Origin of the sequence: Sulfobacillus thermosulfidooxidans DSM 9293 (assembly GCF_900176145.1) — a bacterium.
Taxonomy (GTDB): domain Bacteria; phylum Bacillota; class Sulfobacillia; order Sulfobacillales; family Sulfobacillaceae; genus Sulfobacillus; species Sulfobacillus thermosulfidooxidans.
Genome location: NZ_FWWY01000001.1, coordinates 3315855 through 3342653 on the forward strand (window position 1 = coordinate 3315855; position 26799 = coordinate 3342653).

The 26799-nt window shown below is 47.8% G+C and carries 27 protein-coding genes; 8 read left to right on the plus strand and 19 right to left on the minus strand.

Going from position 1 to position 26799, the window contains the following annotated elements; translation table 11 throughout:
- Window positions 1-74 precede the first annotated feature (74 nt).
- From B8987_RS16370 to rimO, 4 genes are all read right to left on the minus strand, one after another.
- Window positions 75-1544 carry an AAA family ATPase gene (locus tag B8987_RS16370; protein ID WP_020374858.1) on the minus strand — a complete coding sequence of 490 codons (1470 nt, stop codon included), beginning with the start codon at window positions 1542-1544 and terminating at the stop codon, window positions 75-77.
- Window positions 1541-2062 (minus strand): hypothetical protein, encoded by a 522-nt coding sequence (locus B8987_RS16375; RefSeq protein ID WP_084661711.1) that lies wholly within the window; start codon window positions 2060-2062, stop codon window positions 1541-1543. Before B8987_RS16375 ends, B8987_RS16370 begins: the two co-directional genes overlap by 4 nt.
- A 140-nt stretch (window positions 2063-2202) precedes the next feature.
- Window positions 2203-2709 carry a CDP-diacylglycerol--glycerol-3-phosphate 3-phosphatidyltransferase gene (gene pgsA, locus B8987_RS16380; RefSeq protein WP_084661712.1) on the minus strand — a complete coding sequence of 169 codons (507 nt, stop codon included), beginning with the start codon at window positions 2707-2709 and terminating at the stop codon, window positions 2203-2205.
- Entirely contained in the window at window positions 2706-4022 is a 1317-nt protein-coding gene (rimO, locus tag B8987_RS16385) for a 30S ribosomal protein S12 methylthiotransferase RimO (RefSeq protein ID WP_242940678.1), read from the minus strand. The genes pgsA and rimO overlap by 4 nt, the downstream gene beginning before the upstream one ends.
- A 60-nt stretch (window positions 4023-4082) precedes the next feature.
- On the opposite strand from rimO, the gene B8987_RS16390 reads away from it, so the two are divergent.
- Window positions 4083-4943 (plus strand): polysaccharide deacetylase family protein, encoded by an 861-nt coding sequence (locus B8987_RS16390; RefSeq protein WP_176213250.1) that lies wholly within the window; start codon window positions 4083-4085, stop codon window positions 4941-4943.
- Here the strand turns inward: B8987_RS16390 and B8987_RS16395 are convergent.
- The 4 genes from B8987_RS16395 to B8987_RS16410 all read right to left on the minus strand — a co-directional run bounded on the left by B8987_RS16395 (window position 4927) and on the right by B8987_RS16410 (window position 9612).
- Window positions 4927-6096, minus strand: coding sequence for a D-alanyl-D-alanine carboxypeptidase family protein (locus B8987_RS16395; RefSeq protein ID WP_028962209.1), 1170 nt, complete (start codon window positions 6094-6096; stop codon window positions 4927-4929). The two genes, B8987_RS16390 and B8987_RS16395, sit on opposite strands and share 17 nt — an antisense overlap.
- A 58-nt stretch (window positions 6097-6154) precedes the next feature.
- Window positions 6155-7048 (minus strand): helix-turn-helix domain-containing protein, encoded by an 894-nt coding sequence (locus B8987_RS16400; RefSeq protein WP_020374852.1) that lies wholly within the window; start codon window positions 7046-7048, stop codon window positions 6155-6157.
- Window positions 7049-7135: 87 nt separating this feature from the next.
- On the minus strand, window positions 7136-8428 hold the full coding sequence (gene asnS, locus B8987_RS16405) for an asparagine--tRNA ligase (RefSeq protein WP_084661713.1): 1293 nt from the start codon (window positions 8426-8428) through the stop codon (window positions 7136-7138).
- Between the two features lie 5 nt (window positions 8429-8433).
- A complete protein-coding gene (locus B8987_RS16410) occupies window positions 8434-9612 on the minus strand; it encodes an acyl-CoA dehydrogenase family protein (protein ID WP_020374850.1) in 1179 nt (392 codons plus the stop codon).
- A gap of 276 nt (window positions 9613-9888) precedes the next feature.
- Here B8987_RS16410 and B8987_RS16415 point away from each other — a divergent pair, with 276 nt between their 5' ends.
- The gene (locus B8987_RS16415) at window positions 9889-10512 is read left to right on the plus strand and encodes an LON peptidase substrate-binding domain-containing protein (RefSeq protein WP_037912413.1); all 624 of its coding nucleotides are present in this window, start codon (window positions 9889-9891) and stop codon (window positions 10510-10512) included.
- 12 nt (window positions 10513-10524) lie between these two features.
- Here B8987_RS16415 and B8987_RS16420 read toward each other — a convergent pair whose 3' ends face one another.
- Window positions 10525-11889: a hypothetical protein gene (locus tag B8987_RS16420; protein WP_084661714.1), complete on the minus strand. Its 1365-nt coding sequence runs from the start codon at window positions 11887-11889 to the stop codon at window positions 10525-10527.
- A gap of 139 nt (window positions 11890-12028) precedes the next feature.
- Here B8987_RS16420 and B8987_RS16425 point away from each other — a divergent pair, with 139 nt between their 5' ends.
- Complete coding sequence (locus B8987_RS16425) at window positions 12029-13822, plus strand: peptidoglycan-binding protein (protein ID WP_020374847.1); 1794 nt, start codon at window positions 12029-12031, stop codon at window positions 13820-13822.
- Window positions 13823-13841: 19 nt separating this feature from the next.
- On the opposite strand, the gene B8987_RS16430 is transcribed toward B8987_RS16425, so the two are convergent.
- Both B8987_RS16430 and B8987_RS16435 read right to left on the minus strand, forming a co-directional pair.
- Window positions 13842-14615, minus strand: a complete 774-nt coding sequence (locus tag B8987_RS16430) for an ABC transporter permease (protein WP_020374846.1) — start codon at window positions 14613-14615, stop codon at window positions 13842-13844.
- A complete protein-coding gene (locus B8987_RS16435; RefSeq protein WP_020374845.1) occupies window positions 14616-15338 on the minus strand; it encodes an ABC transporter ATP-binding protein in 723 nt (240 codons plus the stop codon).
- Between the two features lie 174 nt (window positions 15339-15512).
- Between B8987_RS16435 and B8987_RS16440 the strand changes: the two genes are divergently transcribed.
- Complete coding sequence (locus B8987_RS16440; protein ID WP_020374844.1) at window positions 15513-15908, plus strand: DUF2250 domain-containing protein; 396 nt, start codon at window positions 15513-15515, stop codon at window positions 15906-15908.
- On the opposite strand, the gene B8987_RS16445 is transcribed toward B8987_RS16440, so the two are convergent.
- Window positions 15892-16656 carry a DUF3050 domain-containing protein gene (locus tag B8987_RS16445; RefSeq protein ID WP_242940679.1) on the minus strand — a complete coding sequence of 255 codons (765 nt, stop codon included), beginning with the start codon at window positions 16654-16656 and terminating at the stop codon, window positions 15892-15894. The genes B8987_RS16440 and B8987_RS16445 overlap by 17 nt on opposite strands.
- A 69-nt stretch (window positions 16657-16725) precedes the next feature.
- Here B8987_RS16445 and B8987_RS16450 point away from each other — a divergent pair, with 69 nt between their 5' ends.
- Both B8987_RS16450 and B8987_RS16455 read left to right on the plus strand, forming a co-directional pair.
- Complete coding sequence (locus tag B8987_RS16450; RefSeq protein WP_037912415.1) at window positions 16726-17457, plus strand: 2OG-Fe(II) oxygenase; 732 nt, start codon at window positions 16726-16728, stop codon at window positions 17455-17457.
- Between the two features lie 83 nt (window positions 17458-17540).
- Window positions 17541-18272, plus strand: coding sequence for a TrmB family transcriptional regulator (locus tag B8987_RS16455; RefSeq protein WP_026040649.1), 732 nt, complete (start codon window positions 17541-17543; stop codon window positions 18270-18272).
- Here B8987_RS16455 and B8987_RS16460 read toward each other — a convergent pair.
- From B8987_RS16460 to B8987_RS16475, 4 genes are all read right to left on the minus strand, one after another.
- Window positions 18269-19270: a G1 family glutamic endopeptidase gene (locus tag B8987_RS16460; RefSeq protein WP_176213251.1), complete on the minus strand. Its 1002-nt coding sequence runs from the start codon at window positions 19268-19270 to the stop codon at window positions 18269-18271. The two genes, B8987_RS16455 and B8987_RS16460, sit on opposite strands and share 4 nt — an antisense overlap.
- 110 nt (window positions 19271-19380) lie before the next feature.
- Window positions 19381-20385: an alpha/beta hydrolase-fold protein gene (locus B8987_RS16465; RefSeq protein ID WP_020374839.1), complete on the minus strand. Its 1005-nt coding sequence runs from the start codon at window positions 20383-20385 to the stop codon at window positions 19381-19383.
- A complete protein-coding gene (locus B8987_RS16470; RefSeq protein WP_020374838.1) occupies window positions 20375-20830 on the minus strand; it encodes a tetratricopeptide repeat protein in 456 nt (151 codons plus the stop codon). The genes B8987_RS16465 and B8987_RS16470 overlap by 11 nt, the downstream gene beginning before the upstream one ends.
- Window positions 20831-20862: 32 nt before the next feature.
- Window positions 20863-21243 (minus strand): hypothetical protein, encoded by a 381-nt coding sequence (locus B8987_RS16475; protein WP_020374837.1) that lies wholly within the window; start codon window positions 21241-21243, stop codon window positions 20863-20865.
- 256 nt (window positions 21244-21499) lie between these two features.
- Here B8987_RS16475 and B8987_RS16480 point away from each other — a divergent pair, with 256 nt between their 5' ends.
- Window positions 21500-22423 (plus strand): ribokinase, encoded by a 924-nt coding sequence (locus tag B8987_RS16480; protein WP_020374836.1) that lies wholly within the window; start codon window positions 21500-21502, stop codon window positions 22421-22423.
- Here the strand turns inward: B8987_RS16480 and B8987_RS16485 are convergent.
- Window positions 22420-23076 carry a DedA family protein gene (locus tag B8987_RS16485; protein WP_020374835.1) on the minus strand — a complete coding sequence of 219 codons (657 nt, stop codon included), beginning with the start codon at window positions 23074-23076 and terminating at the stop codon, window positions 22420-22422. The genes B8987_RS16480 and B8987_RS16485 overlap by 4 nt on opposite strands.
- 164 nt (window positions 23077-23240) lie before the next feature.
- Here B8987_RS16485 and B8987_RS16490 point away from each other — a divergent pair, with 164 nt between their 5' ends.
- Complete coding sequence (locus B8987_RS16490; RefSeq protein ID WP_020374834.1) at window positions 23241-23744, plus strand: GNAT family N-acetyltransferase; 504 nt, start codon at window positions 23241-23243, stop codon at window positions 23742-23744.
- 149 nt (window positions 23745-23893) lie between these two features.
- On the opposite strand, the gene B8987_RS16495 is transcribed toward B8987_RS16490, so the two are convergent.
- Both B8987_RS16495 and B8987_RS16500 read right to left on the minus strand, forming a co-directional pair.
- Window positions 23894-24100, minus strand: a complete 207-nt coding sequence (locus tag B8987_RS16495) for a heavy-metal-associated domain-containing protein (protein ID WP_020374833.1) — start codon at window positions 24098-24100, stop codon at window positions 23894-23896.
- 71 nt (window positions 24101-24171) lie between these two features.
- Window positions 24172-26598 (minus strand): heavy metal translocating P-type ATPase, encoded by a 2427-nt coding sequence (locus B8987_RS16500; protein ID WP_084661716.1) that lies wholly within the window; start codon window positions 26596-26598, stop codon window positions 24172-24174.
- Window positions 26599-26799 lie beyond the last annotated feature (201 nt).

The window sequence follows — 26799 nt, forward strand, 5'->3', positions numbered from 1 at the left end:
ACAACTGTCTGACAACTCCGTGGCTTTGGGCGGGATGAAACGAAAAACGGGCGCGAAAACGTCGCGTCCGCCTATTATGAGGCTATTAAAGACCTTACGGTTTCACCGGGTAATGTTTCATGCTCTAAAAGATTATCGGCTAACGTTAATAGTTCTTCTTTGTGCTGGCTAATGAGTTCATCCACAATGGTCTGCTGTTCGGCAATAATGTCTCGAATGGTCTGATAGAGTAAATCAGCCGATAAGGCTTCCTCATGAATGACACCCAGCGGGGATAATCCCGATAGAACCATTTGGCGGGCGACATCCCACGCTTTTTCAAAATCATTAGCCGCCCCCGTGCTTTGTTCTCCCAAAATGGTACGTTCGGCCGTTGATCCGCCCAAAAGCACTTGAATCTCCGCTTTCAATTCGGAAACTGTCTGGAGCAGCCGGTCATCCTCGGGAGCATGGCGGACAAACCCGAGGGCCATGCCGCGTGGGGCGATCGTGATGGATGATACAGAGCCAGGGGAAACCAGTTCACCCACAATGGCGTGACCACTTTCATGGATCGCAACACGCCTCAGATCTTCATGCCGCAGCGTCCGGTCCATTCGTTCCCCAAGCATCACTTTATCTACCGCTTGCCGTAAATGGTGGGTGGTAATGAATTCCGCGTTGTCACGCATTGCTAAAATCGCCGCTTCATTACACACACTTTCGAGGTGAGCTCCGGAAAAACCAAATGTCTCCCGCGCGATAGTGTCCAAATCGGCATTCGCGTCTAATGGTTTATTCCGTGTGTGCAACCGCAAGATGCTTAGGCGTCCCTCACGATCAGGTAAGTCGACGCGAACCAGCCGGTCAAATCGTCCAGGACGCATCAAAGCCTGGTCTAATAAGTCAACGCGGTTGGTAGCAGCCATGACCAAAATTCGCACATCATCGCCATGGACTGGCATCCCGTCCATTTCCACGAGCAATTGATTGAGCGTTTGATCATATTCTAAATGGGATTGGTTACTACCCCGTTTGCCCGCCATCACTTCAATCTCGTCAATAAAGATAATGGCACTGGATTTGCCCTCTTTACGTGCCAGGTTACGGGCATCTTGAAATAACTGCCGCACTCGCTGAGCGCCAACTCCTGCATACATTTCAACAAATTCCGATCCTGACGCAGACAAAAACACCGATTCGGTATATTGTGCTGCAGCCTTGGCCAGTAAGGTTTTTCCCGTACCCGGAGGGCCAGTTAATAAGATACCTTTGAGGGGACGAATCCCGAGCCGGTTGATAACTTCCGGTTTTAAAATGAACTCGAGCGCTTCCTTTAATTCATTTTTGGCGGTTTGCTGGCCACCGATATCTTGAAAGGACGTCGAAACCTGGCTGACTTGAATTTTTCGGGTATTGCGCGTGCCTAGCCGGTTTAAAATGCCAGTAGCATAGACGGCAACACCAAGTCCCAGCAATAAAACCAAGGGCCAAATATCCACGCCATCAAGACCTAAAAACACCAGAAGGGCTAACACAGTTCCGATGATAATTTCTCGCATCATGCTCCCCCACCCCCTAATCTTAAGGGCATGACTTGATCAAGCCAATGATTTTGCGATTGTAAGCTCACAAAGATATGATGATTGCCTAACTCGACCGTAGCCGTCATGTGATGATCTTTCGCTAATGTTTGAATGCTTTTATTCATCGCGACATATTGCCCTGTCGCTTCTCCCTGCGCAATGATTAATCGTAACGTATTGACCATTGCATTCATTGTAGGGCTAGCATGGTCGCGGATAATAATCTGACGAGGATTATGGCCAGTAATTTGTGTGCTGGTATTGTCAATCGCCTCATAGGTTGTCATAAGGTTAGCGTCTTTGCTTAAACTGACCGTTACGGTACCTTGCGGGGACACCTGAACCTGGCGCACTCCATTAATCCGACTAATCGATTGCATCAGAGGCGAGCGGATGGCAGAGCGAAGATAGATCCATTGGACACCGCGCAACACTGCAAACACGGCGATAAAAACAGCAAAAATCATGAAAACTTGTTTGACAGAAAACTTCATCATCCCGACTCGCCTCCTTTACGGTTGATTAACAAAACTGAATAAAAAAGCTGAACACAGGGCAGTATATCACAGCACCATCCTCTTTGGTTGCGTAAATGCTTGTCTAAATAGGAGGAATCCAACAAAGTTGGGCAAGGTTATCAGTTTTTAGGCCAATAGTGGTAGAAATACTCCCAACCTGTCCACATCGTTAAAATAATAGCCACAGCCCACAATCCATCAGCAACCCATCCACTTAATACAGCGGAAGCGCCGAGCGCAAATAATTGACTGGTAGTTTTCCACTTTGCGGGATAGCTCGCCGTCATCGTGGTACCTGCAGGTAACACAGATCGCAAGCCGGTGATGGCTAATTCACGCAATAACACAATGAAAAGAAGCCAGGCGGAAAGCCGGCCCGTCGCAATTAATGCTAAGCCGGCTCCAAGAACAAGAATCTTGTCGGCCAGAGGATCCAAATAGGACCCTACTCGCGTCGTATGCGTAAGATGCCGGGCGAGTTTTCCGTCAATAAAATCCGTCAATCCCGCCACAATAAAAATGATTAAGCCAATCCAATGCCACGCGGCCGATGGCTGAAGCCAGAAGGCAATCACCACCGGAGTTAAAAGCACTCGCGATAACGTCACATAATCGGCGACGTTCACATCAAAGCCTCCGCTGTCAAGTCATATTCGCGCGTTCCAGAAATTCGAACCGGAATGACCTGTCCAGGAGCATACCGTCCCTTAACATAGGTCACGCCGTCGATGCCTGGAGCATCCATGACCCCTCGTCCCACGCTCACGGTATCACCCATTTCTTCAATCAATAAGGGAACGACGCGACCGATATGACGGCCCCGCACTGATCCCACTAATTTTCTTTGCACCAACATGGCTTCGCGGCGCCGACGTTGTTTGACCGATTCTGGAACCGGATCCCCCAGTTTTTCGGCCCGAGTTCCTTCTTCATGCGAATACGTAAAGACCCCCACGTGATCGAATTGCATAGTCTGAATAAATTCTAACAACGTCTCAAAATGTTCGTCGGTCTCACCAGGAAACCCCACAATAAATGTCGTGCGGAGCGTAATGTCCGGTATTGCGTCACGAATCATATTAATAACGCGCTCTGTCTTGTCCCGGCGAAATGGTCGACCCATTTTTTGAAGTAAATCGGGATGCGCATGTTGAAGGGGCATGTCAAGATAAGGAGCTACCACAGGCAAATCTCTCATCGCGTGCACTAATTGCGGAGTAATTTGTGTGGGATAGCTGTACATAATACGCACAAAGACCAAATCAGGAATTTCCTGCAAAGCGTATAACAACCGGGGAAGCTCGGGATGTCCATATAAATCATGGCCCCAAATGGTAGAGTCTTGAGCAACCAAGATTAATTCACGGACTCCTGATGCTACGAGTTGTCGTGCTTCGCCAATGATGTCTTGAAGAGGTCGACTCCGGTAGCCTCCACGCATTTGAGGAATAGCACAAAAACTACAGCTGTGATCGCATCCTTCGGCAATTTTTAAGTAAGCTGTGTAATGGGGAGTGGTGAGTTTGCGGGACGTCTTGACGCCACTCACCGGCATTTCTCCCCAAAAATGGGGTCGTGTACCGTGCAATGCCCCTTCCACCGCTTCCACGATCCGGTGGAACTCACCGGTGCCGACCATGGCATCGACCTCCGGCAAATCGTCCCACAGGGTTTGTTGGTATCGCTGGGAAAGGCATCCCGCCATGACGAGTGCTTTAAGTTGTCCCTTTTCGCGATATTGATTCATTTCTAATATGGTATCGATAGATTCTTGTTTAGCGGAATTAATAAATCCGCAGGTATTGACAATTAACACATCGGCTTCCGTGGCTTCAGGAGTTAATTGATAACCAGCTTCTTCTAATAGTCCGAGCATCACTTCGGAATCTACTCGGTTCTTGGGACAGCCTAATGAAACCATCCCAACTTTCGTCGTCACGACAATCACCTCGCACGTATCATAGCGTAGCCACGCGGGAAAATAAAGAGGCAAACTCTTGTGGACGTTCTATTTGCAAAGTTTGCCAACTATGATGCTACTATGCAGGACATTGCGATCGTTCTCCCTGCTATGAGCATGAAGGAGGTTTTTATTGTGCGCATTGTCACAGTTAGTCGCAAGGTGCTGCGTTACGTGATTGTTGCCGTGATTATGGCTACGGTGATGAGCGTCGGATTATGGGCCACCGATCACGACATGACGACGTCAGCACACGCTGCCACATTACCCGCCCAAGACCGGTACTCGCTGCGAGATGTTGAAACCAACCAAAAAGTCGCCGCTTTGACATTCGACATCTCATGGGGAACCGTCATGCCTCCCAAAGTTCTTGCGATTTTAAAAACCGATCACGTCCCTGCCACTATTTTTGTCTCCGGTCCCTGGGCCAAACAACATCCAGATATTGTCAAAGCCTATGCTCAGGCTGGCATCGAAGTCGAATCGCATGGTTGGGCACATGTCAATTATTCGGGACTATCCAACCAAGGCATTGTCGATAACCTGATGAAAACAGATCAGGTTATCCAACAAATCACTGGGCAAAAACCGAGTTTTGTTCGACCGCCGAATGGCGATTTCAATAGTCGCTCCATTTTAGCAGCGCGATCTGTCGGCTATACCACGGTCACATGGGGAACGGACTCGCTTGATTGGATGAATCCAGGCGTTGCCACCATTATTCGACGCGTGACCACCCGCATTCACCCCGGCGATATTATCCTGATGCATGCTTCAGACACATGCAAACAAACCGATATAGCCCTTCCCACAATCTTGCAATCATTACGTGAAAAGGGCTATAAGTTGGTTACGCTTAAACAATTATTGACCTATGGCAAACCTATTTACCGCGGCTAAACCGGGACCGGAGCCATTGCCAGAATGATTGATGCACCGTTTTCACGCCATCAGCCTCCATGGTTTCCAAACTTGCCACGTAAGCGGGTTGGCCGGTGGCAATCACCGAGACAAAACCCGCTGGTTGATGGCGTTTAACGGGTGCACTCAACAAAATCGGGCGAACATAGATCTCATAAGTTTCTTGATTCGGCAAAGACAGCCATAAGGGTTTTGTTACCTGCACTGGCACGGTAGGGGTTTGGCCTTTTTGCACGGGAATTCGTGCCACTTCTTCACCCGGCCGCATAATTTCAGTTGTCGACCAGTGTTCAAATCCCCACACCAATAAATTCTTGGCATCCGCATAACGATCCTGACTATGTAAAACCACAGCAATTAAATCTTGACCATTTCGTGTAGCGGACGCGACTAAGCATTTTCCGGCTGCGTCCGTTGTTCCGGTTTTGATGCCGGTAGCATCGGGAAATGTGTAGAGTAACTGGTTGGTATTGTGCAAGGTTCGTTTCGTTTTGTGACGCAGCTCCATGATATGGCCTTCCCGGGTGCCCACAATCTTGCGAAATACGGGAAGGGTCATAGCATATCGTGCAATCAACGCCAAATCGTAGGCGGTCGAAAAATGCCCGGGCTTCGTTAGGCCATTGGGATTCTCGAACTGGGTATTGAATGCGCCTAATTCTTGGGCTTTCATATTCATTTGAGCCACAAATTTTGACACCGAACCAGCATCTGCTTCAGCTAAGGCTACCGAGGCATCATTGCCTGACCTCATTAATAGCCCATAAAGCAGGTCATAGACGGTATATTTTTGCCCCGGGGCAATGTGCAGTGCAGATCCCACGGTGTATGCCGCATTTTTGGATATCGTCACGGTCTTGGATAGATGACCATGTTCAATAACTAAAATAGCTGTCATCATTTTAGTCACACTAGCAGGATCCAGTTGTCGAAACGCATCTTTCTCATACATGATCGCCCCAGTACGAGCATCCATCAGAATGGCCCCACGCGCGGTGATATGCGGACCTTGTTGAGAAACGACATGAGACCGAGAAACGGACCTGGAAACCGAAGGTTTTGCGGAATGGTGATAAGCGGCTGGTGTTGTTGTCAACCCAACCGCTAAAAGTGTGGAAACTAAATTCAGCATGCTCTTCCCTCACTGTCGGTTTTTCCTTATTGTGACCGACTTCATGAAAAGCATGCGATTAGCCTTGGAAGGTCATATCGAGTACGTAGCTCGGACTTGGAAGCGGAACATTCTGTCCATCAACACTCACGTTCACCGCATGAGAACCCAAGATCACGCCGACCGACTGTGACCCACTAAATGTCACATGTTGTCCTCCATAATACAATTTACCTGGCTGGGGCACCCCATTCACGATGCCTTCGACCCAGCAATCATTGGTAAAGCTTAAACTGACAGAAATAGGTGTCTTACTGACAGTGTAATTCGCATAAAAAAGTTTCCCACTTTGGCTCGTGGTCTGAAGGCTAATATTCACCGAGCTGGCGCTTGTATTATGGTGTGATGCGGAAGTTGTCCGCTTTTTGGAATGATGCGTTGTCGAGGGCTCGACCGGTTTGGTGGCCACATGCGCATGAGTATGATGGGAAGAATGCTGCAGCATAATAAGTCCCCCCACAAAGAGCACGGCCAATGCCGCTAACAACCACACCAAGATAGATGGGCTTGAATAATCGGGGGCTTCTCCCGGTTCGCGACTAAACCGGCGTTTGCGCGGAGGGGGTTCTGAACGCAATGAACGGCTCGTGCTATGCGTATATAATCCTGTTCTGGCCAAAGGCTCCATCGGCAAAATGGGAGGATGATCGATGGGCTGTCCAATTTGACGCCGACGTTCTTCCACCAGTGCGTCCCCATCGAGATCGACCAGTCGCCCATAATTCTTTAAAAATCCTTGCCCATAAACTTCTCCAGGCAAATCATCCCACCGGTTTTGTTCCAAAGCGAGAATATATTCGCGACGGATATGCAAGGCTTCACTGACTTGATCGATAGATAGACGCCGCCTTATGCGGGCCTGATTAAGAACTTGGCCAATGTTAATCGGTCCGTTATTGGCTGACGTATCCAATGTGTTCTCTCCCTTCTTATTCCCGTTCCCGTTTTTTGAGAGGCTCGGTGACATAGGCCTTATGGTATACGTGTCCATTAAACGGCATTAAGGCCACAAGCGATTAAGTGTTCGCGCAAAAGGAATTGTTTCACGAACATGATCCAACCCACAGATCCACGCCACAACCCGTTCAAGCCCCATCCCAAAACCACTATGGGGAACAGAACCGTAACGTCTAAGGTCAATATACCAGCTATACACCGCGGGATCCAGGTGATGCTGACGGATTCGCTCCTCAAGAAGAGCTAAGTCATGAATCCGTTGGCTACCCCCAATGATTTCACCGTATCCTTCGGGTGCAAGCATATCCGCAGCCAGGGCTAACTCAGGATTTTGCGGATCAGGCTGCATATAAAAGGCCTTTAATGACACCGGAAAATGGGTGACAAACACGGGGCGATCAAACATTTCCGCTAAAGCCGTTTCATGGGGAGCTCCCATGTCTTCTCCCCATTTGAGATCAAATCCCACGGACCGTAAGCGCTCAAGCGCTTCATTATACGTAATACGCGGAAAAGGCGGTTTCACCTGTTGTAGGCGCGTAATATCACGCTCGATGGTCTGTAATTCATTGTGCCGGGTTTCCAAAACATATTGCACGATGTAACTTACCAGTTGTTCTTGCCACATCAAATTCTCTTCGAATTCACAAAACGCCATTTCCGGCTCAACCATCCAAAATTCCATTAAATGCCTTCTGGTTTTTGATTTTTCTGCCCGAAAGGTCGGTCCAAAGGAATATACCCGACCTAAGGCCATGGCTAAGGCTTCCATGTAGAGCTGCCCGGACTGCGACAAATAGGCTCGGTCATCAAAATAATCAATGGGAAATAACGTCGTGCTGCCCTCTGCAGCGGCTGGAGTAATCACGGGCGGATCAGCCACGATAAAACCATTGTCGTCTAAAAACTGGCGGGTAGCATGGATTATGGCTGCCCGAATACGCAAGATCGCGGCTTGCCGTGGACTTCTAATCCACAGGTGACGATGATCCATCAAAAAGTCCACCCCATGCTCCTTAGGAGCTATCGGGTAATTATCACTAAGGCTAATGACCTTCAGTGACTCCACTTCCAATTCGACTCCGATGGGAGCCCTTTTATCGGCATGAAGATGGCCACGAACCTGTACAGCGGTCTCTTGGCTCAATTCTGACCAATTGTTTACTCCCTCTAACAGCGCGTCGGGGCTTTTCACCACACATTGAATCACCCCTGTACCATCTCGCACGACAATAAAATGAATCTTGCCAGAAGACCGGTAATGCGTCACCCAGCCTTCAATCGTGACGTCCTGCCCTACATAGTCTGCACTCGCATTGATGTAAACTTTGTTCATTCCTGTTAAAAGCCCCCATGCTCCATATTGCGAAAGATAACAAGCCGCTGAATTTGATTGGTGCCTTCATATATTTGTGTGATTTTTGCATCGCGCATCATGCGTTCTACCGGATAATCCCGAATATACCCATAACCACCTAATAATTGCACAGCATCCGTCGTCACCCGCATGGCCGTGTCCGAACACATCAATTTGGCCATGGCTGAATACCGCGTAACCTCTTTGCTAGCGTGACTCTCAAATCCCGCCGTTTCAATGATTTCCGCTGCGCGATACAACAATTGTCGGCTGGCTTCAATTTGGGTTTGCATATCCGCCACCATAAATTGCAAGCCTTCAAATTGGCTCAAGCTTGTACCAAATTGCTGACGTTGATATAGGTAATCTAAGGCGACATCAAGAGCCCCTTGGGCGATCCCTAGCGCCTGCGCCGCGATGCCTGGCCGTGTGCGGTCCAACGTGCGCATGGCTATTTTAAAACCTTCGCCTTCGTCTCCCAAACGATTGCTGGCATCGACCAAGACGTTATCAAATAACAATTGTGCGGTTTGAGATCCCTTAATTCCCATTTTCTTTTCAATGCGCCCAACCATGACACCTGGCTGATCAAGTTCCACGATAAATGCTGAAATCCCGCGTGTCCCTTGGGACGGGTCTGTGGAAGCGAAAACGACCATCGTCTTAGCCAGTCCGCCATTGGTGATAAAGACTTTACTACCCGTTAGACGATAATGATCGCCCTCACGAATGGCCCGTGTTTTGGTTCCTCCCGCATCTGACCCGGCTTCTGGTTCTGTTAACGCAAACGCAGAAAGTCGTTCGCCCCGCGCTATGGCCGGAAGATATCGGCGCTTTTGGTCTGTGTTGCCTGCAATAAGAATCGGCATTGCCCCCAGATGTTGTGCAGCAATGATGAGAGCGGATGTTGCACAGACGCGGGCGATTTCTTCCACGGCTATGCAAAATGTCAATAAATCGGCCCCACCCCCACCATATTCTTCCGGCATAGCCACGCCGAGTAATCCATATTCTCGAAATAACTCGACGATGTCCCATGGAAATTCGCCCGATTCGTCGATCTCTTGAGCACGCGGTTTGACTTTATCTTCAGCCAGCCGTCTGACGGTTTCCCGAAATAGTTGCTGTTCGTCAGTTAATCCAACATGAGTAAGATTTGCCACGGGTGCTTCCCCCTGTCCGCCAAATATTCCAGTTTATTTTAGCATGTTTTCCATCTTGCCAGGAGCAACACCCCATTTTCTCAGGCTATCACCTCATTGCTTGGCGTTGGAGATGATCGGTTTCCAGTTCCCCGGTGTAAGAATGTTTTCCATCATACGTGTTGGGATTTTCTTTGTGTGATTTCGCGAAATTCGGTAAAATAGACGGTAAACCCGTAGTCATACGGAAAAATATTTGTGGCCAGTCCATTAGGTAGGTCTATAGGGGGTGGCGTCATGCCTGCAAGCCGAGAAACAATCAGCATGCCGATTTTACCAATCAAAGGTATTCTCTTTCCGGGAGCCAAAACCCGGCTACGGATCCAGGATCCCGCGCACAAACTGATGGTGAACTACTGCATTCAACAAGACACCGCGCTATGTGTTTGTAAAGAACGAGTGAGTGATGATAGTCGGTCCAACGCACAAGAAATCGAACCATCGAACATCGGCACATCTGCGCGCATTTTGCAGGCCCAAGACGTCGAAGATGGTTCCATGGATCTCGAACTGACAGGTATTAGCCGCATTAGCCTCTTATCATACCGGCATGGCAATAAATATATGGTCGGTCAATTTAAATATCTTCCTGATTTAGACGATTCTGTGCCCACGTTGTTAATTGACGAAGCCATTGCATTAAGTTCGGAAATTTGGAGTTTTGTCACAACCGAAAGAACGCGTCCGCAATTGCCGACTGAACCTGAAGCGCTATCCTATTGGATCGCCGCCCATGTGCCGCTCACGGTCGAAGCGCAACAAGAATTGTTAGAATTGCGTACAACCCGGACGCGATTGGCGAAAGAGGTTTCGATTTTAAGGTCGCTCATGGATCATATGCGAACCGAACAAACCAGTTGATCACGATAATTTTTAACGAAAATCATCGGACGTAAAAATCCTCTCAAGAACCGGCAAAATGTGGTGCACAATCACCGATGCCCAGTACCGGCGATTCAACGAAAATCGATCAATGTCTGAACGGGGATCGAGGTCATAAAGACTTGCAGAAATCTGGTTAAGGAAAGTCACCGTAAGATTTCCTGCATGATTCTTTCTAGGCCAATGAATTTGAACTGCCAAAGGAAGAGAACGGTGGCGGATGGTCCACAGTCCCGTATGCGAACTAAGCTTATCAATCATCCATGAAGAGCCCAAGCGTATCCGGCGGGGAATACGCATGGCTGGCAGCCTCGGCCAAGAATATCCTTTAAGATTTTCTGTGGCCATTTCTTTCCAACGGCTAGCCTGTGCCCGTTCCATGAGTGACATCCATGTATGCTGTTCACTATAAACAAGGGGTGTCATCACGGACTGTAGATGAAAGATTGGAAAATGATGCATTTCTTGGCGCATGATTTTCACAGCATGCCGAGTCAGAGGCCGCTGATTTAATGTGTAATGCGCCTCAAGCCGGGTACCTTGTTTCCATCGTTTTAAAGATACTTGAGTGGACCACCATGCATTCCAACGGGGGCTAGACCACTGCATTGTCGCCCGTAATCCTCGGGGTTCAGGCCAATGCGAAACTCCGTCCCAAAATTGGGATTGATCGCCGGAAATTTTTAGACCTAACCAGCTCAGTCGGACGGGCAGACCTAAGATGGTGTTGGGATTATGAAGCTGCTCTTGGCGCCAACTGACTTTCACAGGACGCGTGCCTAATCGATTGGCGAGTTGTTGCCACCACAGTTGCAATATGGACTCATGGTTATCTGCCGCATTGATGCGCCATTCCTCCATGCCGTAGGGATGCTGCCATTGTTCAAACACACCAAAATCTGTCCGCGCCGCCTGTTGCAGGCGACCTTGCTCCCACCATTCAATCTGATCCAGAGTCCGCCATGCTGCCGGATCCCAACTATCAATAACATGCGACCAAATCCATGAATTGTGCGGAGCGCGAACAATCACAGTCCGTGGATTCCAGGCAATCCAGGCATCGCCCCCACAGGGGATGAATAGACTATCAGGGCCAGACGCTACCAAAAAATGTAACAAATAACGCCAAGTTAATTGAACCTCCATGGGGTTCAACCAACCTTCCAATTCCAGCGGAGAGTGAGACCATGGTAGCCATGGCTCTAATTGTGTCAGACTTTTTCCCTTTAACAGTAAGGTCCGCGCTGTGATATCTTTTTGAAGTCCTCTGAGCCATTCTTCCGTTTGCTGAACATCTGTCCAAAATCCGCGCGTGATAGTTGAGATGTTCGGCGAGAACTGCGCAATTAATTGCAAGGAATCTCCCACCTATGACCGTTATGACGTTATGACCAGTATATCAAAGTCGTGCCCGTTTCTTCGCCAGATCTATTCATCACGTGTCGTAGTCACCTTTTGGCGAATCGTGCATATGTTTCCAGTAGGAGGGAAAAAGATGGCAAATTTTCAAAGCAACTTGCCGGAGTACGCGTTCGGATCGCGCACTCTCCGGTTTGAAGTCCCCAATATTCGGGGCACCGATGTCAAAGTTTTTCAACGCATTTATGACACCATGTTAGAATTGATGAATCCGCCCCTTGGTCCTATGGGGTCGCGAATCCTCATTGACGGAATCTTTGGTCCAGAAACTCACCAAGCCGTGTTAAATGTTCAAAGTTATTTTGGTATTGGCCAAGATGGCATTATCGGTCCACAAACGTATAACGTGTTGGGCCAAGATGCCAAAGCCTATGGTGGTCCGGCTTTTGGCAGTCGCCTACTGGGTCCTGGTGACCAAGGAGGTGATGTCACCGTTTTGCAAAACCGTCTAAACTGTCTGTGGTACGCGGAAAAATTATTCGACCCTGCTGATGGACTATTTGGCAATCGTACTCAACAAGCTGTATTAGCTTTTCAAGGCGATAATCTCACCTATCGTCATTGGAAATTACCGTTTGATGGAACGGTCGATGCCTCGACGTTTAATATTCTATGGATTTCCACGTTCACTGGCGGTCGCAATTTGTTTGAAGGCAGGAATGGATTTGATACAGCTGGGCTACAAGTGATCTTGAAAAATCTCGCTTTTTATCGTGGACGTGTTGATGGGTATTATGGTCAGGCTACAAAAGAGGCGGTAAAAGCCTTCCAAAAGGTTGCCGGAATTACAGTCGACGGGATTGCTGGTCCCCAAACCTTTCACGCATTAGGTCTCACCAACCGGGTTTTTTGGTATTCGCTTGATGAGCGTCCCCGCTCTCTCATCGGCAACTTGAATACCATTGTCGAAATTTCTTCCACCGTTGATCCCATTAACCACGACAATAATCCCTATGCCATTACTATCGCGCCGTACACGTTCGATGACACTCATACCGTCCTAAAACATGGGGATTTGGTAGTTTCAAACATTAATAACGCATCTGGTGTCATGGGATTAGGCACCACGTTAGAACGCATTGTCAATGGCCAACCTGAGCGATTTTTCGGGGAAGCGAAATCCCCCATTGCTGTCGCCATAAGCAATTTAGGTCCGCCATGGATTGCCGATTACGGTTTGAATCCCAATGGTGCCGACGGTTTAGTCCAAGTCATTACACCGAACGGAACCCTGTTTAGTGGAGGCAATATCCGGCGCCCTTTGTTTGCTGGGCCTTGGGGAATGCAGTTCAATTTTGGGGAGTTTTACGGTCTTACGCCCGCATTCTTTTCAACAAACGTGCTCACGGGCACCATAGACAGAATGACGCATTTTCATCCACCCAATTTTAATGGAGATACCGTAGTCCGGCAAATCGGGTCAGGATTTGCCCACACTGGCACCACCATCTCCACGGTCTTCGGTCCTCAAGGGCTCGTCTGGCTTCCCATAGGTGACGTCCTGTACGTTGCAGACGGAGCCGATAGCCGTATTAGCGCCTTGTCTCCTGCTACAACGACCTCGTCTGATCTTAACAATGGGTTAACTGTTTATCATGGCGCCCCGTTAAATAAGCCAGCGGGGCTGGCGTTAAATCCGGAAAATGGGCATCTAGTTGCAGTAAACCAGGGCAACAATGAAGCCATCGAACTTAATCCGCGGACAGGACGCGTCATGTCACGAAAAACTTTAGACCCCACACCAGTCAATCCGGTGACGGGTCAAGGCTCGGCTTTATTTGGCATCGCCATCGCTGTCGATGACAGTGGCGACTTACTCGTATATTACACCGATGATAATACCAATACGCTCAACTTACTCAAACGCTAAGCGCATCCAGGAGCCTTTATTAGGCTCCTGGATGCGTGTTAATCAATTGTTGGGATGGCGTGAACGCCACACGGGACAAAATGAACCCTAACAATGTACTGGTAATCATGACCGCCGTAGCGAGCACTAGCATCACCATAATCTGTAATTCTACAGCGGAAATGGGATTATCTCCAGCCAAAATAGCTCCTGTCATCATTCCCGGTAATGTGACCAGTCCTACCGTTTTCATTGAATCGAGGGTCGGAATCATTCCGCTTTTTATGGAAGGAGACAGGACCTGTTGAATAGCCGTTTCGGGCGTGGCCCCGAGGCTTAAATACGTCTCGACCCAGTCCCGCTTAATTTTAAGGTCTTCAAGAAATCGGCTCAAAACCAACCCACTGGCAATCATGGAGTTGCCAATAATCATTCCCCCCACAGGAATAACATAGCGAGGAGTCGATTGAATAATGGTCAGGACTAATAACAGGGCTAAAGTTAAAATCGTCCCGGAGGCGATCGCTAAAGTCGTCCACCAAAAAATTCTAGGAATTCCTCGACCTCGTCGACTGGCATTTTGACTGGCAATCAATATCATGAGCAATAACATCAGGAAGGTCCAGTACCAATGGTTAGCTTGAAAGATGACATTAAGCACAAGTCCGACGAGAAACAGTTGCCCAAAGGTGCGTATAGTTCCTTCCAGAAGGTCCCGTTCCAAACCATATCGCCGCACGCGAGAAATTATCATACCCATGGCAATGAGAACCAGCAACAAAATGAGTTTACCCGGTGCCAAAGCTAAATGCATTTAAGACAACACTCCTTGTTGAGAGTTCCCAAAAAACCGCTCAGTAATGTCCTGACCAATTTCATGCCATTGTCCATGTAGAGCAACTGTTCCGGATTCTAAATATAAAATGTCGTCCGCATATCGCTCGACTTCATCCAAAAAATGGCTCACCCAAATAACTGCTAATCGATCCTGCCATTGTCGAAACAAATTTTGAATCAAATCCCCAATTTCAATGCGACTGCGCGGATCTAATGCCGCAGTGGGTTCATCCAGTAAAATAACATCGGGACGGTTAGCTAAAACCCGGGCTAGGGCAACCCGGTGACGCTCGCCTCCGCTTAGTTCACGGGCGGAACGCTGTAAATAACTCTTGGGGAGAGACACCATATCCAGATATTCTTCGGGATTTACTGTTTCTTTCCAAATCCGGGGCCCAGCCAGAATATTGTCCAATACGCTCCCTTCTAGCATCACGGCACCTTGCAAGGCCAGACCCACGCGCTTACGTAAGAGCGGAATTGGCCATTGTTCATAGGGTTTATCCATAAACCATCTTTGTCCCTGGTTAGGATCGTCTAAACGGTTTAAGAGTCTCAGCAACGTACTTTTCCCTGATCCCGATGGACCAACAATCATCATCAGTTGGGAACGCTCGAGTTGAAAAGAAATATCACGAAGAATATCGCTCGGCGCATTGAAAGGCCGAAATACTAAATGTTCGCACGTAATAATACTCATGATGTTCTCGATTTATCGGATAAATCGAGTGCTTATCCCCCTTGCCTGCTCATGTCTCAATCTCATCCCATCTAAAACCGCCACGCACACAAAAACATACCGGTCATCGAAAGTCCATGGGAACGCTGAAATTATTGACGCCATCGGATAATATAGACGCAAGAGGTGACCAATATGGCGGACGTTGATGAAAAAGAACTAGACTTATGGAAAAACTTTTTTAACCAGCATCCTATTGCTTATCAGTTAATGGTCCACACCAAATTATACGGACCTGATACTCCCATGATTGTTCACAAACGATTATTGGGACAACGAAGCGGTTTAAGCATTGAAGAAATTCGCGATAACTACCGACTATTATTAGAATTCGGCCTGATGGAAAAAACATCGGGCAAAGAATTAGACCGTAATCATTTGACTTCTTCTATAAAGAAAACGTTAAAGCGGCGCCAAAAATATCATACGCCCCGAAAAACGCATACCTATTATCAATTATCCCGTAAGGGAGAACTTGTCATCCGCAATCTTCTTCAACGCAATACGCTTGATTCTATGGACGAGCGGTAATGCTGTCAACGATCGCATCAAATAGGGCAATACGCTGTGTTAATGCAATCCGTGCAACCTCCCCGGCCCGTTGAATTTTTACGGCATCGTGATGGCACAAATGATCGACCAGTTTTTTCGCCAAGGGTCCATGACTATCGCTGTCCACAGCGATATGCCTGACAAGATAATAGCGAAAACGTTCCAGTTCCTGGTCATTGCCTAATTGGTCCACGATTTTTAGAAACATTTGGGGAATGATATCTTCGCGGCCAAAAAAGAAAGCTGCCGCCACCTCGTAGAGTTCTCCTGCGGTTGCCAGAGATAAATCCCAGTGTACAAATGCCTTTACCCGTTCATCAATGTTCATCGACTCTAACGCCAATTCCCAGGGTTTTTGATGTTCTAGGTGAGACATCCATGTCATAATCGGACGGATGTCCGCATGGACAGCTTTCATCGCTTCCAGATACAGGCTGAAATGACTGCCATAACCGCCCAGTCCATCTTCGTCAGATTCTTCCCCTAAGACAATTTCATTGACGAACCGGGTATATAGTTCGTTACTCTGTGGGACCCACGGTATGGTTACCGTTGTCAATTCTTGCTGAAGCCTTTTCAAAAGACTCATAAAATCCCAAACGGCAAACACGTGATACTGCATATATCGGCGTAAATCTTCCACGTGCCGAATATGACTATAGACAGGATGTGTCAGTAAAGTCGCGCGTAGTTGTTGCAGGTCATCGTTGATGTAATTATTCACCACTGATCTATCGTCTCCTTAGCCTTTACATCTTATCATAGTCTTGTGCCATCTCTTGAGCAGTGTATACTAATGATAAATGCTGTGCTAGTAGGTGAAACGATGTTAGTGGCATCTCAAAGATTTGAGCGTGTCAATTGGTCCAGTGTGGAGTGGGATATTCGACAAAAAGGCTATTCAATTATACCCAAATGGTTAACAAAAGCTGAATGTTACACGTTAAGAGATTTATGGCAAACACCCGATTGTTTTTGTCCCCCTATAGAAATGGAACATCATCATTTTGGTTATGGACAATACCGGTATTTTCATTATCCCTTACCCGAGTTTCTGCGGCAACTTCGCGAAAAAATGTATCCCTACTTGCGCGATATGGCCCATCATTTGTGGGATACACCCAAGAGCTATCATTACCCAGAAACGCTAGATGAATTTTTAGATATCTGTCATAATGCAGGCCAGAACCAAGCCGGGGTCATGATGCTTCATTATCCCACTGGGGGATACAACTTGTGGCATCAAGACCGTCATGGTTCCCTGCTTTTCCCTTTACAAATCATATTAGTTCTTAGTGAATCGGGGCATGATTTTGAAGGAGGAAAACTCCTCGTGCAAGAAGAATATGCCCATAAGCCGCCAGAGCGCCATATTATTGGCGGCAACATAGGGGATGTTGTTGTCCTCTGTACAGCCAGCCGTCCAAAGCATGGCCACGGTCCAAAAAAATCAGAATTCTATCACGGGGTTTCCAAAGTTACAGCGGGAGAGCGTTATTCCTTGAGTTGTCTCTTTCATGATGAATGACGAACCTTTTCCTTTTCTCTGAAAACAGTGGTAACTCACCCTATAGCATGCCAACACGAGAACAACGATGGGACAAGAATGCCGTGAGCAATGAGCAAATTATTGAACAACTACAATCGTTTGGTTTTTCCCCAATTGAAGCACGGGTGTATTTGACGCTCGCAACTGAAAATGCCGCACTTACCGGATATCAGATTGCAAAAATGGCTAATCTTCCCCGTCCTAATGTCTATCCAGCCCTGAGGCGGCTAGTCCTTCGAGGGGCCTGTGTCGAACAACCGGAAGGCTCTTCTGTTCGTTATATGGCGGTTCCTTTTAGCGTCGTAGGCCAGAGTCATGTCAAGAACCTGCAAATGCAAGTCGAACAATTAGCGCAGATGATTCCCGAGCCTTCCGAAGAAAATATGGTGACGCGGGTCGAGGGAACTGAAGCCTTGCTCGTTCACGGACGCCGACTCATTGAACGTGCCACATTGAGCCTCGATGTAGGCTCTTCGGTGGGATTGATTACCCTTTTTGCCGATGACTTGGCTAAAGCCCGGGAACGCGGAGTCAACCAGCGCTATTTGTGTTTTGATAATTGCCCGGTACCTGGGTGCGGATTATGTGTGGCACCGCTTCCCATCACGTTAGAAAATTTTCGCCAGACTGGATGGCTATCCATGATTCGTGATAAACAAGAAGCCTTAATTGTTACGGGCTATCCCACGCGACCTCAGGTTCTCCTCACCACCATGGAGCCTGTGATTTTTAGTCTCAATATGCTCATTAACTTGCGGGAATCTTTGATTTCCGTGTCGAAATTGCCGCGTTAAAGATTGATATTTTGCCAAGGCGTCCAAGGAACTTGGATAATGAATGGTTGAATCGGTGATGACCAGGATCCGAAACTTCCCAGGTTTTGAAATCCTGGCCCATAACCCGACTCAGTTATCGAAAATCCGGGACCACTAATGCTAAAACTGGCACCTGGTCCTTGCCAAATGACCCCTGAACCTGGTTGCCACGGATGGACCAGATAGCGCTGACGCATGGGTCCCCGAACATCTTCAGTCGTAAACGCCCCTTGCTTCATTAACGTGGGTTCAACTCTAGCTTGGCCCTGAGGCCCCGTCATAATGAGCGCATTGGCACTCGTAATGGCTTGATCATTGGCTTCGACATGTGAAAAGGTTACGGGTTGTGTTCGGGCTAAATGATACAGTGACCCTTGCGTATTCGCTGGATCCTCGAAGATCCATTCCGCAGAGGTTTCCATCCCTTGGGCATATTGTGATGAAACATTCATGGTGACCGTTTTGGTCCGGGTTTGCCCTTGATAATTGGCCGTGATACTCAAATTCCATTGATTAGGTCCAGCAGGGGCAATTGAAGCGGTGATGGTCGACCCAATAGGTACTGTCATAATATTTTGAGCATGGTCGGGAAGTTTTTCGACAAACACGTCGGCTGTTGGGCCATTGGCGGTTTGTTGCTCAATTGTCCCGGTCTGCAACAAACCGCGACTATTGACCCCGCCAAGCCCAATCCATTGGGCCGCAACACCCCGAGCACTCATCAGTTCCGGAACCTGCCAAGAAGCCGAAACGCTTTGGTAAGTTCCAGAATTCACCTCGTATCCCGCCCAATTTTGAGAACTTTGCACCGAGGCTAACTTGGTCACCGGCGCATAGCTCACGGTATTAGCCGTCGGGGAGAGAGATGACGGGACAACATTACGACTCAAGAGATGGCCATGTCCGTATAACAAGAACGCTTCGATTCCGACCAATATTCCACCGGCAACGATTTCCTTTACAATACGTGTATTCATCTGACCAACCTCCTCATTGCCAATCGCCTTCATTCGTTATATCTATCTAAACGCCTAATCTTTGCAAAACTGTTAACAAACGCGACATTTTGCTGAGGGTTGGCTGAATTTCATGTACGTCGTGTCCACAACGCGTTGGCAAGAAGGGGCAAGGAATGGTCAAAACGATGATTTGTGCGAAAATGATTCCCATCATAAAGTTCATACTGATGGGGAATTTGATAGGTTAGTAACTTTTGATGCAGTCGCGTCGCACCATATTGCAATTGAAATTCATCAAAGCGTCCCGCATCAAAGTATAAAAGCTGGAGTGCGGATAAAATGTTCTGAACCCTAACTTGGTCCACGAGTTGAAGGGGATCCCACCGCATCCACTTCTGCCACACGTCCCTGTCCATTTCCAATGTGTCAAATCGCAACGGAAAATCGGCGGGAAAATCTTGCTTGTTCAAATTGGGACTATACACCGCTGCTAAACAAATGATATTCATCGCGCTAATCCAGGAAGAAGGTTTATCGTCGCGCCTCAAAAAAGCGTCGATAAATTGCCTGATTCCGCCTTGACTTTCTATCACTTGATAGGCCTTAGGAAAATCGGGTAGATACGACCATTCAAAGAGCATATCCCCAGAATGCGATGCCAGAGCTTGAAATAGCTCAGGACGCATAATGACAGAAACCAGAGCCCCAAATCCTCCCGACGATTTTCCGACCACAGCGCGGGCAGAAACGGCAAAGCTGGATTCAATTTGGGGACGCAGTTCATCCCATAAATAGGTCGCGTAAGGACCCGTCACAGGAGAATCTAAATACTGACTTCCCCCAAGTTTTGTAAAGCAATCCGGTAGGACCGCGCGGATCGGACGCATTCCTTGATGAGTCAAGCGGGTTAGACGATCCAAAAAATTTTCTTGCCAGGGATTGTGGTTTAAGTACGCGATTCCCCGGCCCGTGTATCCGGTCAACACCCATATCATGGGGAGTGGCTCATCAGGGGGAATATCCTGGGGTGACAGAACGACCGTTGTTCGTTGCGTGGGATCTCCTAACAAATTATCCTTTAAAGAGACACTATCTAACGTAACAAAATGTGCCTCATATCTATCACTTCTCATGATCCTCATAAATTCCTTCTCGCTCTAACTGTTGATGTGCCCACGCAATAATGCCGTCGTCGCCCGGGTGAATGGGCGGACTTTGCGTAATGCGTTGCCACGTGATAACCACTTGATCATGCTGCCCTAATTTTTCGTAGGCTTTGGCTAACGATTGCAGGACTTGAGGCAATGAATACTTATCCTCATCCGGAACCAGAATGCGTTTCCATTTCCGTTTTTGGGAGGTAATCTCGGTTGCCTTTTGATACTGCTGAATAGCCTCTTCAATCCGGCCCAGTCGCATCAATAAATCGCCCAAGCGTTTACGGGCTGGTATTAAGTCTTTTTTTATGCGATTCGCCATTCGATATTCGCGAATAGCATCTTCGATCCGGCCTAAATCTTCATAATGAACGGCGCGTAGATAGTGCGGTTCCGCTTTATCAGAGAATTTTGTCGCCACAATATCTCCCTCCTGCCGTTATTGTAGCACCGCTATGAGGATGACGCAGCAGGAGTGTTCGAGCTCCTCACCAAAGGTATCCAATGCCGTTCATGAGGGAGTTGATAATAGACACGTCCCATCCAATCAGGCTGTTTCGGATTAACTACAATTCCTATAAGAGTGTTGCGGGGTAAAGATAATCCCATCAGGCTTACACGCCGCCGCATAATATAGACGGTCATCGGATGATGATGTGGAGATTGGCTTAATCCAATTAATAAGATATAGTCTTTAGGTTTTAGACGGTGGTCAATCCATGCCACAGCGCGTGGATATCCACTGGCTCCGATTCTTGGGGCCAATACCGCACCACACCCCGTCAAAACCAATAACGCACCCAACACCGTGATGAAAGAGACGATTCCTTTCATATCGTTCTCCCTCCCTTCTCAACTCTTCTCTTCTATTTTAAAAGTTTTATGAGCCGGCAAACATTTCTTTGCGCCAAGAAATTCGTGACCGCTTGCTATAATAGTTGAAAATCTATGAGTTTTTCAGGACAATAGGCAAAATAGAACGGTTGTTTGTGACGTGCGATGTCCTAGTAACTCATCACTTGATCTGATTGTTAGACAATTTAAATCATTGAAGACGTTAAGAAACTTTAAAGAGGAAGGCATAATTATTGTGAGTTATGATATTGTAGTCGTCGGCAGTTTAGTCGTTGATCTTCCGGTTTATTTAAGTCACAGTCCCCATTTAGGGGAAACCATAGTGGCCAAAGACTCTCATGTTTTTCCTGGGGGAAAAGGACTCAATCAAGCCGTTCAAGCCTTCAAATTGGGAGCCCGGGTGTTCTTTGTGGGACCTATAGGCCCCGATCCGCTTGGAGCGTTTATGCAACATGCATTAGATGATATCGGCCTCAAGGATCGCATTTTGCTGATGACCGATACTATCACTAGCTATGCCGTTCCGGTTATTACCCCCGATTCCCATTACATCATTCATGTACCGGGAGCCAATCAGCGCATTACAGCGGAGGACCTTTTAACATTTCGAAATTCATGGCCACAAAGTCGCATCTTACTCCTTCAAGGCGAATTGACCGAAGCTGCTAATATGACCGCCATTGCCCTCATGCGTCATATGAATCCCCTTATTTTGTTAGATCCTTCGCCAGTTGAACACATTAGCGACGCATTAATCCAATCTAGCCACATCTTAACGCCTAATCAAGAAGAGTTATCCCAACTCGCGTTACGCTACGGGTGGACTTCTCAAAATCCTCTATGGATTGCCCAACAGTTGCTAGCCAGATTTTCTAATCTCCATGCGGTTGTGGCCACTCAAGGACGTGAGGGCATTATATTGGTGACGAGGGATCATACACATCACATTCCAGCACTTTCTATTGAAGAAAAAGATCCCACTGCAGCCGGAGACGCTTTTAATGGCGCTTGTGCCTATGCCTTGAGTCAAGGCGATTCATTGTATAATGCTTGTGTGTTTGCTAATACTGTCGGAGCTTATGCGGCCTCTCACTTGGGTGCCGTTACCTCTTTGCCGTCTTGGAATGACCTTAAAATTTTCTCCTCCCAGGGAAATTAAGAATTGTCTTTTAGCGTACTAGGTCGTGATCGTCCTCTGAAGTGCCGAAAATAATGTAAAGCGACCGGAGTAAGGATTCCTAACCCGCCCAGAATCACAAAAAACACATCCACCTGTTTAAATCGCTCCATCACCGCCAGAATTTTTCCACTAAAAAAATATCCCGATAAGGCCCATGCACTCACCCACAGGACTGCACCCACCATGTTTAAAGGAATAAAGCGCGTCCAACTAATGCCATTGGCTCCAGCAATCCATCCATTTAACTGGCGAAGACCATCAATAAATCGCGCAATAACCACTAACCATACGCCCCGGTGTAGAATCCAATGATTGAACCGTCTAAGCCACTCTTGGCGTAAACCGACATACCGGGCAAAACGGATAAGCAGGCGGTGACCGAATCGTAATCCCAAAAAATATCCCAGTGTATCCCCAACAATGCCCCCCAAAGACGCGGTGATGATGACGTCCACAATATTGAAGACGCGCTGACCTGCTAAAATACTGGCCGTTAGAACAATCGTCTCGCCAGGTAGAGGTAAACCAAAGTCTTCTAACAAGACCCCAAAGAAAATGGCAAGATATCCATAGTGGTGCAAAAAAGGTTCCACAGCCCGTATGAATCCTGGCAGAGCGACAGTATGATGCATAATCCCTCCGGTCAACAACTTGACGTCCGATATGACTTCTCTTTCCCATAATGCCGGCATCAAGTGAGAACGAGATGAAAAATTCCAAGCATAAATTCTTTATGATATTGCATAAAGATGCATATTGCCGTACACTGATAGAAAATTTTTAAGGAGCGATCTGTGTGCTCATTCGAGCAGCCCGTCCCGAAGATTTAGAAGATATTTACCAACTCGTCACGTATTACGCGAATCAAGGTGCGTTACTTCCTCGCACGCGCGAATCGTTGGTTGCTCATTTGCCTCATCTGGCCGTGGCCTATCAGAACAGTCGGTTGGCCGGGGTTGTCGCCCTTCATCGTTTAGAACCGACAGTCAGTGAAGTGCGCTCACTTGCTGTCGATCCGGCGTTTCACAAACAGGGCATTGGTCAACAACTTGTTCTTTATGCGGTCCATCAAGCTGAAGCTGAAGGTTATCATAAGGTTATCGCGTTTACCCGGCAAGTGACCTTTTTTGAACACTGTGGTTTTCATGCCGTGCCGCGTGAAAGCGTTCCTGGAAAATATTTTATTGATTGCGTCGGGTGCCCCATGTTAACGCATTGTGACGAGATTGCCATGGAAAGAGTGTTATCCGTGGACTCGACTCGCACATCGCTCACGGCAGCGCCGGCGTCCTTGACCTAATCACTCAGATCCGCAATCTTTCTAATGCCGTGCGATGATCGCATAGACGCTCAACCACAATGGAAGCATTTTTCTTCATCCAGTTAAATGGAAAATTTTATGAATACTTACGCGGCCGCGCCAATGCCTGGCGCGCCGCGTCATAAGGTTTACTCCACTTGATACCCCGCTGCAATCACGGCTTGTTTGAGTTGCTCCAAAGACGTCTTGCTTTCATCATATGTAACTTTAGCTAATTCTTGGTCGAGACTTACGGACGCCGTTTTGACGCCGTCAACGCTTTTTAAAGCATTCGTAACGGTCATAACACAATGGTTGCAGGTCATACCTTTAACTCCGAGGCTCACTCGTTCCATTAAGATCCTCTCCTTTTCTCGTCTCCCCGTTTATTGTCGAACCCGTGCCCACGATTTTTATACGGGCCATCTCACGCCTCATCAATAACCATATGACGGAGCGTTAAAGAATTCGTCACAACCAGGACCGAGCTAAAAGCCATGGCGGCTCCGGCCAGGGCTGGTGAAATATAGCCAAAGGCCGCTAAGGGAATACCAATAATATTATAACCTAACGCCCAAAACAGATTTTGACGAATTTTTCTCATGGTCCTCTGCCCGATCGCTAATGCTTTCCATACAGTCATGATATGGGGTTTAACCAAGGTCACGTCGGCCGTATGCACGACCACATCATTTCCAGTCGCCACAGCTATCCCCACAAAAGCTTGGGCTAATGCAGGCGCATCATTAATCCCATCTCCGACCATGGCCACATGCGCACCAAATTTTTGCCACAGTTCGACTAGACGCGCTTTTTCTACTGGGGACAACTCCGCATGCACATCGCGAATACCTAGCGACCTGGCCACGGATTGTGCGGAGATTTTTCGGTCACCTGTTAACATACTGACGCGGTAACCATCTTTGACTAATCGTTGTAAAGTTCTTCGCGCATCATCCCGAATCGGATCAGCAATAGCAAGAGCGCCATACACCAGCCCACCAACCGCTACAAAAACGATCGTAGCGCCGCGTTTCATTAACGATTCCATCGGCACCTGATCCCATTCGCCGGGCAGAGAGACACCGTAATCGGCTAGCAGGGTCATATTCCCCACCAGTACCGTTCCTTGACCGTCCGAGGACTCGGCAACCATCCCTTTGCCCGGCTCAGTAAAGATGTCGTCTACGCCGGGAACATGCTCTAAGGATCCTGCAACTTCTTTTGCCCGCTCTACTATCGCCCGACTCAACGGATGATTGGACTCTTTTTCGACGCTGGCTGCCCAATAAAGCACATCCTCTGCTTTCACACGACCTACCGGTAAGATCGCAATCACCTGGGGACGTCCAGCAGTCAGCGTACCCGTTTTATCCAGTGCCACATGATCAACCTGACTAAGTCGTTCCAAGGCTTCACCATTCCGGTACAAGATGCCATGCCGCGCACCGACTCCAGATCCCACCATAACTGCGGTGGGCGTGGCTAATCCTAAGGCACAGGGACAGGCAACCACTAACACGGCAACCCCATGCAGTAAGGCGTCTGACCACTCCCGGGTTAAGACTCCTGTCATTAAAAACGTTATTACGGCCAATCCCATCACCGTGGGCACAAATACATTACTGATTCGGTCAGCAAATCGCTGAATCGGGGCCTTCCCTGCCTGAGCGTCTTCTACCGTACGCACAATTTGGGCCAAGACTGTATCTTGACCAATCTTTTGTGCCGTCATAACAAATGCTCGTTCACCTTGGTGGATAGTTCCTGCCATGACACATTGTCCCCGCTCACGGAGCTGCCATTCGGGTTCACCCGTTAATAACGACTCATCAATGAGCCCTTGACCCTCTCGAATGATGCCGTCGACCGGAATTTTATCCCCCGGTCGGATCTGAATCTCATCGCCAATTTGAATTTGATCAATGTCTCGCCATTCAAATGCATTCTGTCCAGGAGATCTCACCGAAGCTTTTTCCGGACGTAAAGCCAATAAATCGGCAATGGCTTGGCTAGTTCTCCCTTTTGCGACGCTCTCCAAATACTTTCCTAATAGAATCAAGGTAATTAATGTGGCCGAAGAATCAAAAAACAACGGTCCATGTGTGATCCAATTTACTGTCGAGAATCCCCAGGCAGACAATGTTCCCATCGCCACTAACACATCCATATTGGCATTACCATGGCGCAGATTTTGATAAGCTCGGTGGATAAACGTTAATCCCGGACCCCACTGAATAATCGTCGCCAAAACAAATTGCCACGTGGTATTCCCCAACCACTTAGGCCCTATGGGAACAATCATATGCAGCATGATAAGCCATAGCGGCACGGTCAGACTAAAAGACAATAATAGGCGATAAAAGGCCCGGATCCTCTCTTGCTCCTTAGGATCTTTGCCTTGAGAATTCCTTAACGAGACACTAAATCCGTGATCTTGTAATGTCCTCACCACATCGTCTATAGATATAACTCCTTGCAATAACGATATGGTGGCTGTCGAATCGGCCACATTCACAATCACCTTATAGACGCCATAAATAGCCAGGCATGTCATTTCAAACTTCATTCGTAGGGGTGTCTCATCGACTCCCCACACAGTCAATTGGTAGTTTTCAAGGCGCACATGATAACCGATTGCGTTGACTGCATCGACAAATTGGCGGGGACTCACTTGATCTGGATTGAAAACAATATTGGCCTTTTCTAACGCTAAATTGACTTCTGCTCGCCCGACCCCCGGTAAGTGATTCAATTCCTTTTCTACCCGCAAGGAGCAACTGGCACAAGTCATCCCGCCAATGTCTAAGGTAATTTGATTCCGGGATTCGCCAGGGGAGACTTGTTGCGCCATCTATGCCACCTCTTTTTCAACGCGTTGGCGCGATAGTCAATGATCTATGGACACATAATTGATTAATCACTGGCAGCGTTGTCCAATATTTTTATGTTGTATGGGTATGCCTTTTTGCCTGTATCATGTCTTAAAAAACTCATGATTTTTTGCTGAAGTCAAAAAACTTCTCGGTCAAGAAGACTTTTCTTCAGCGTTTCT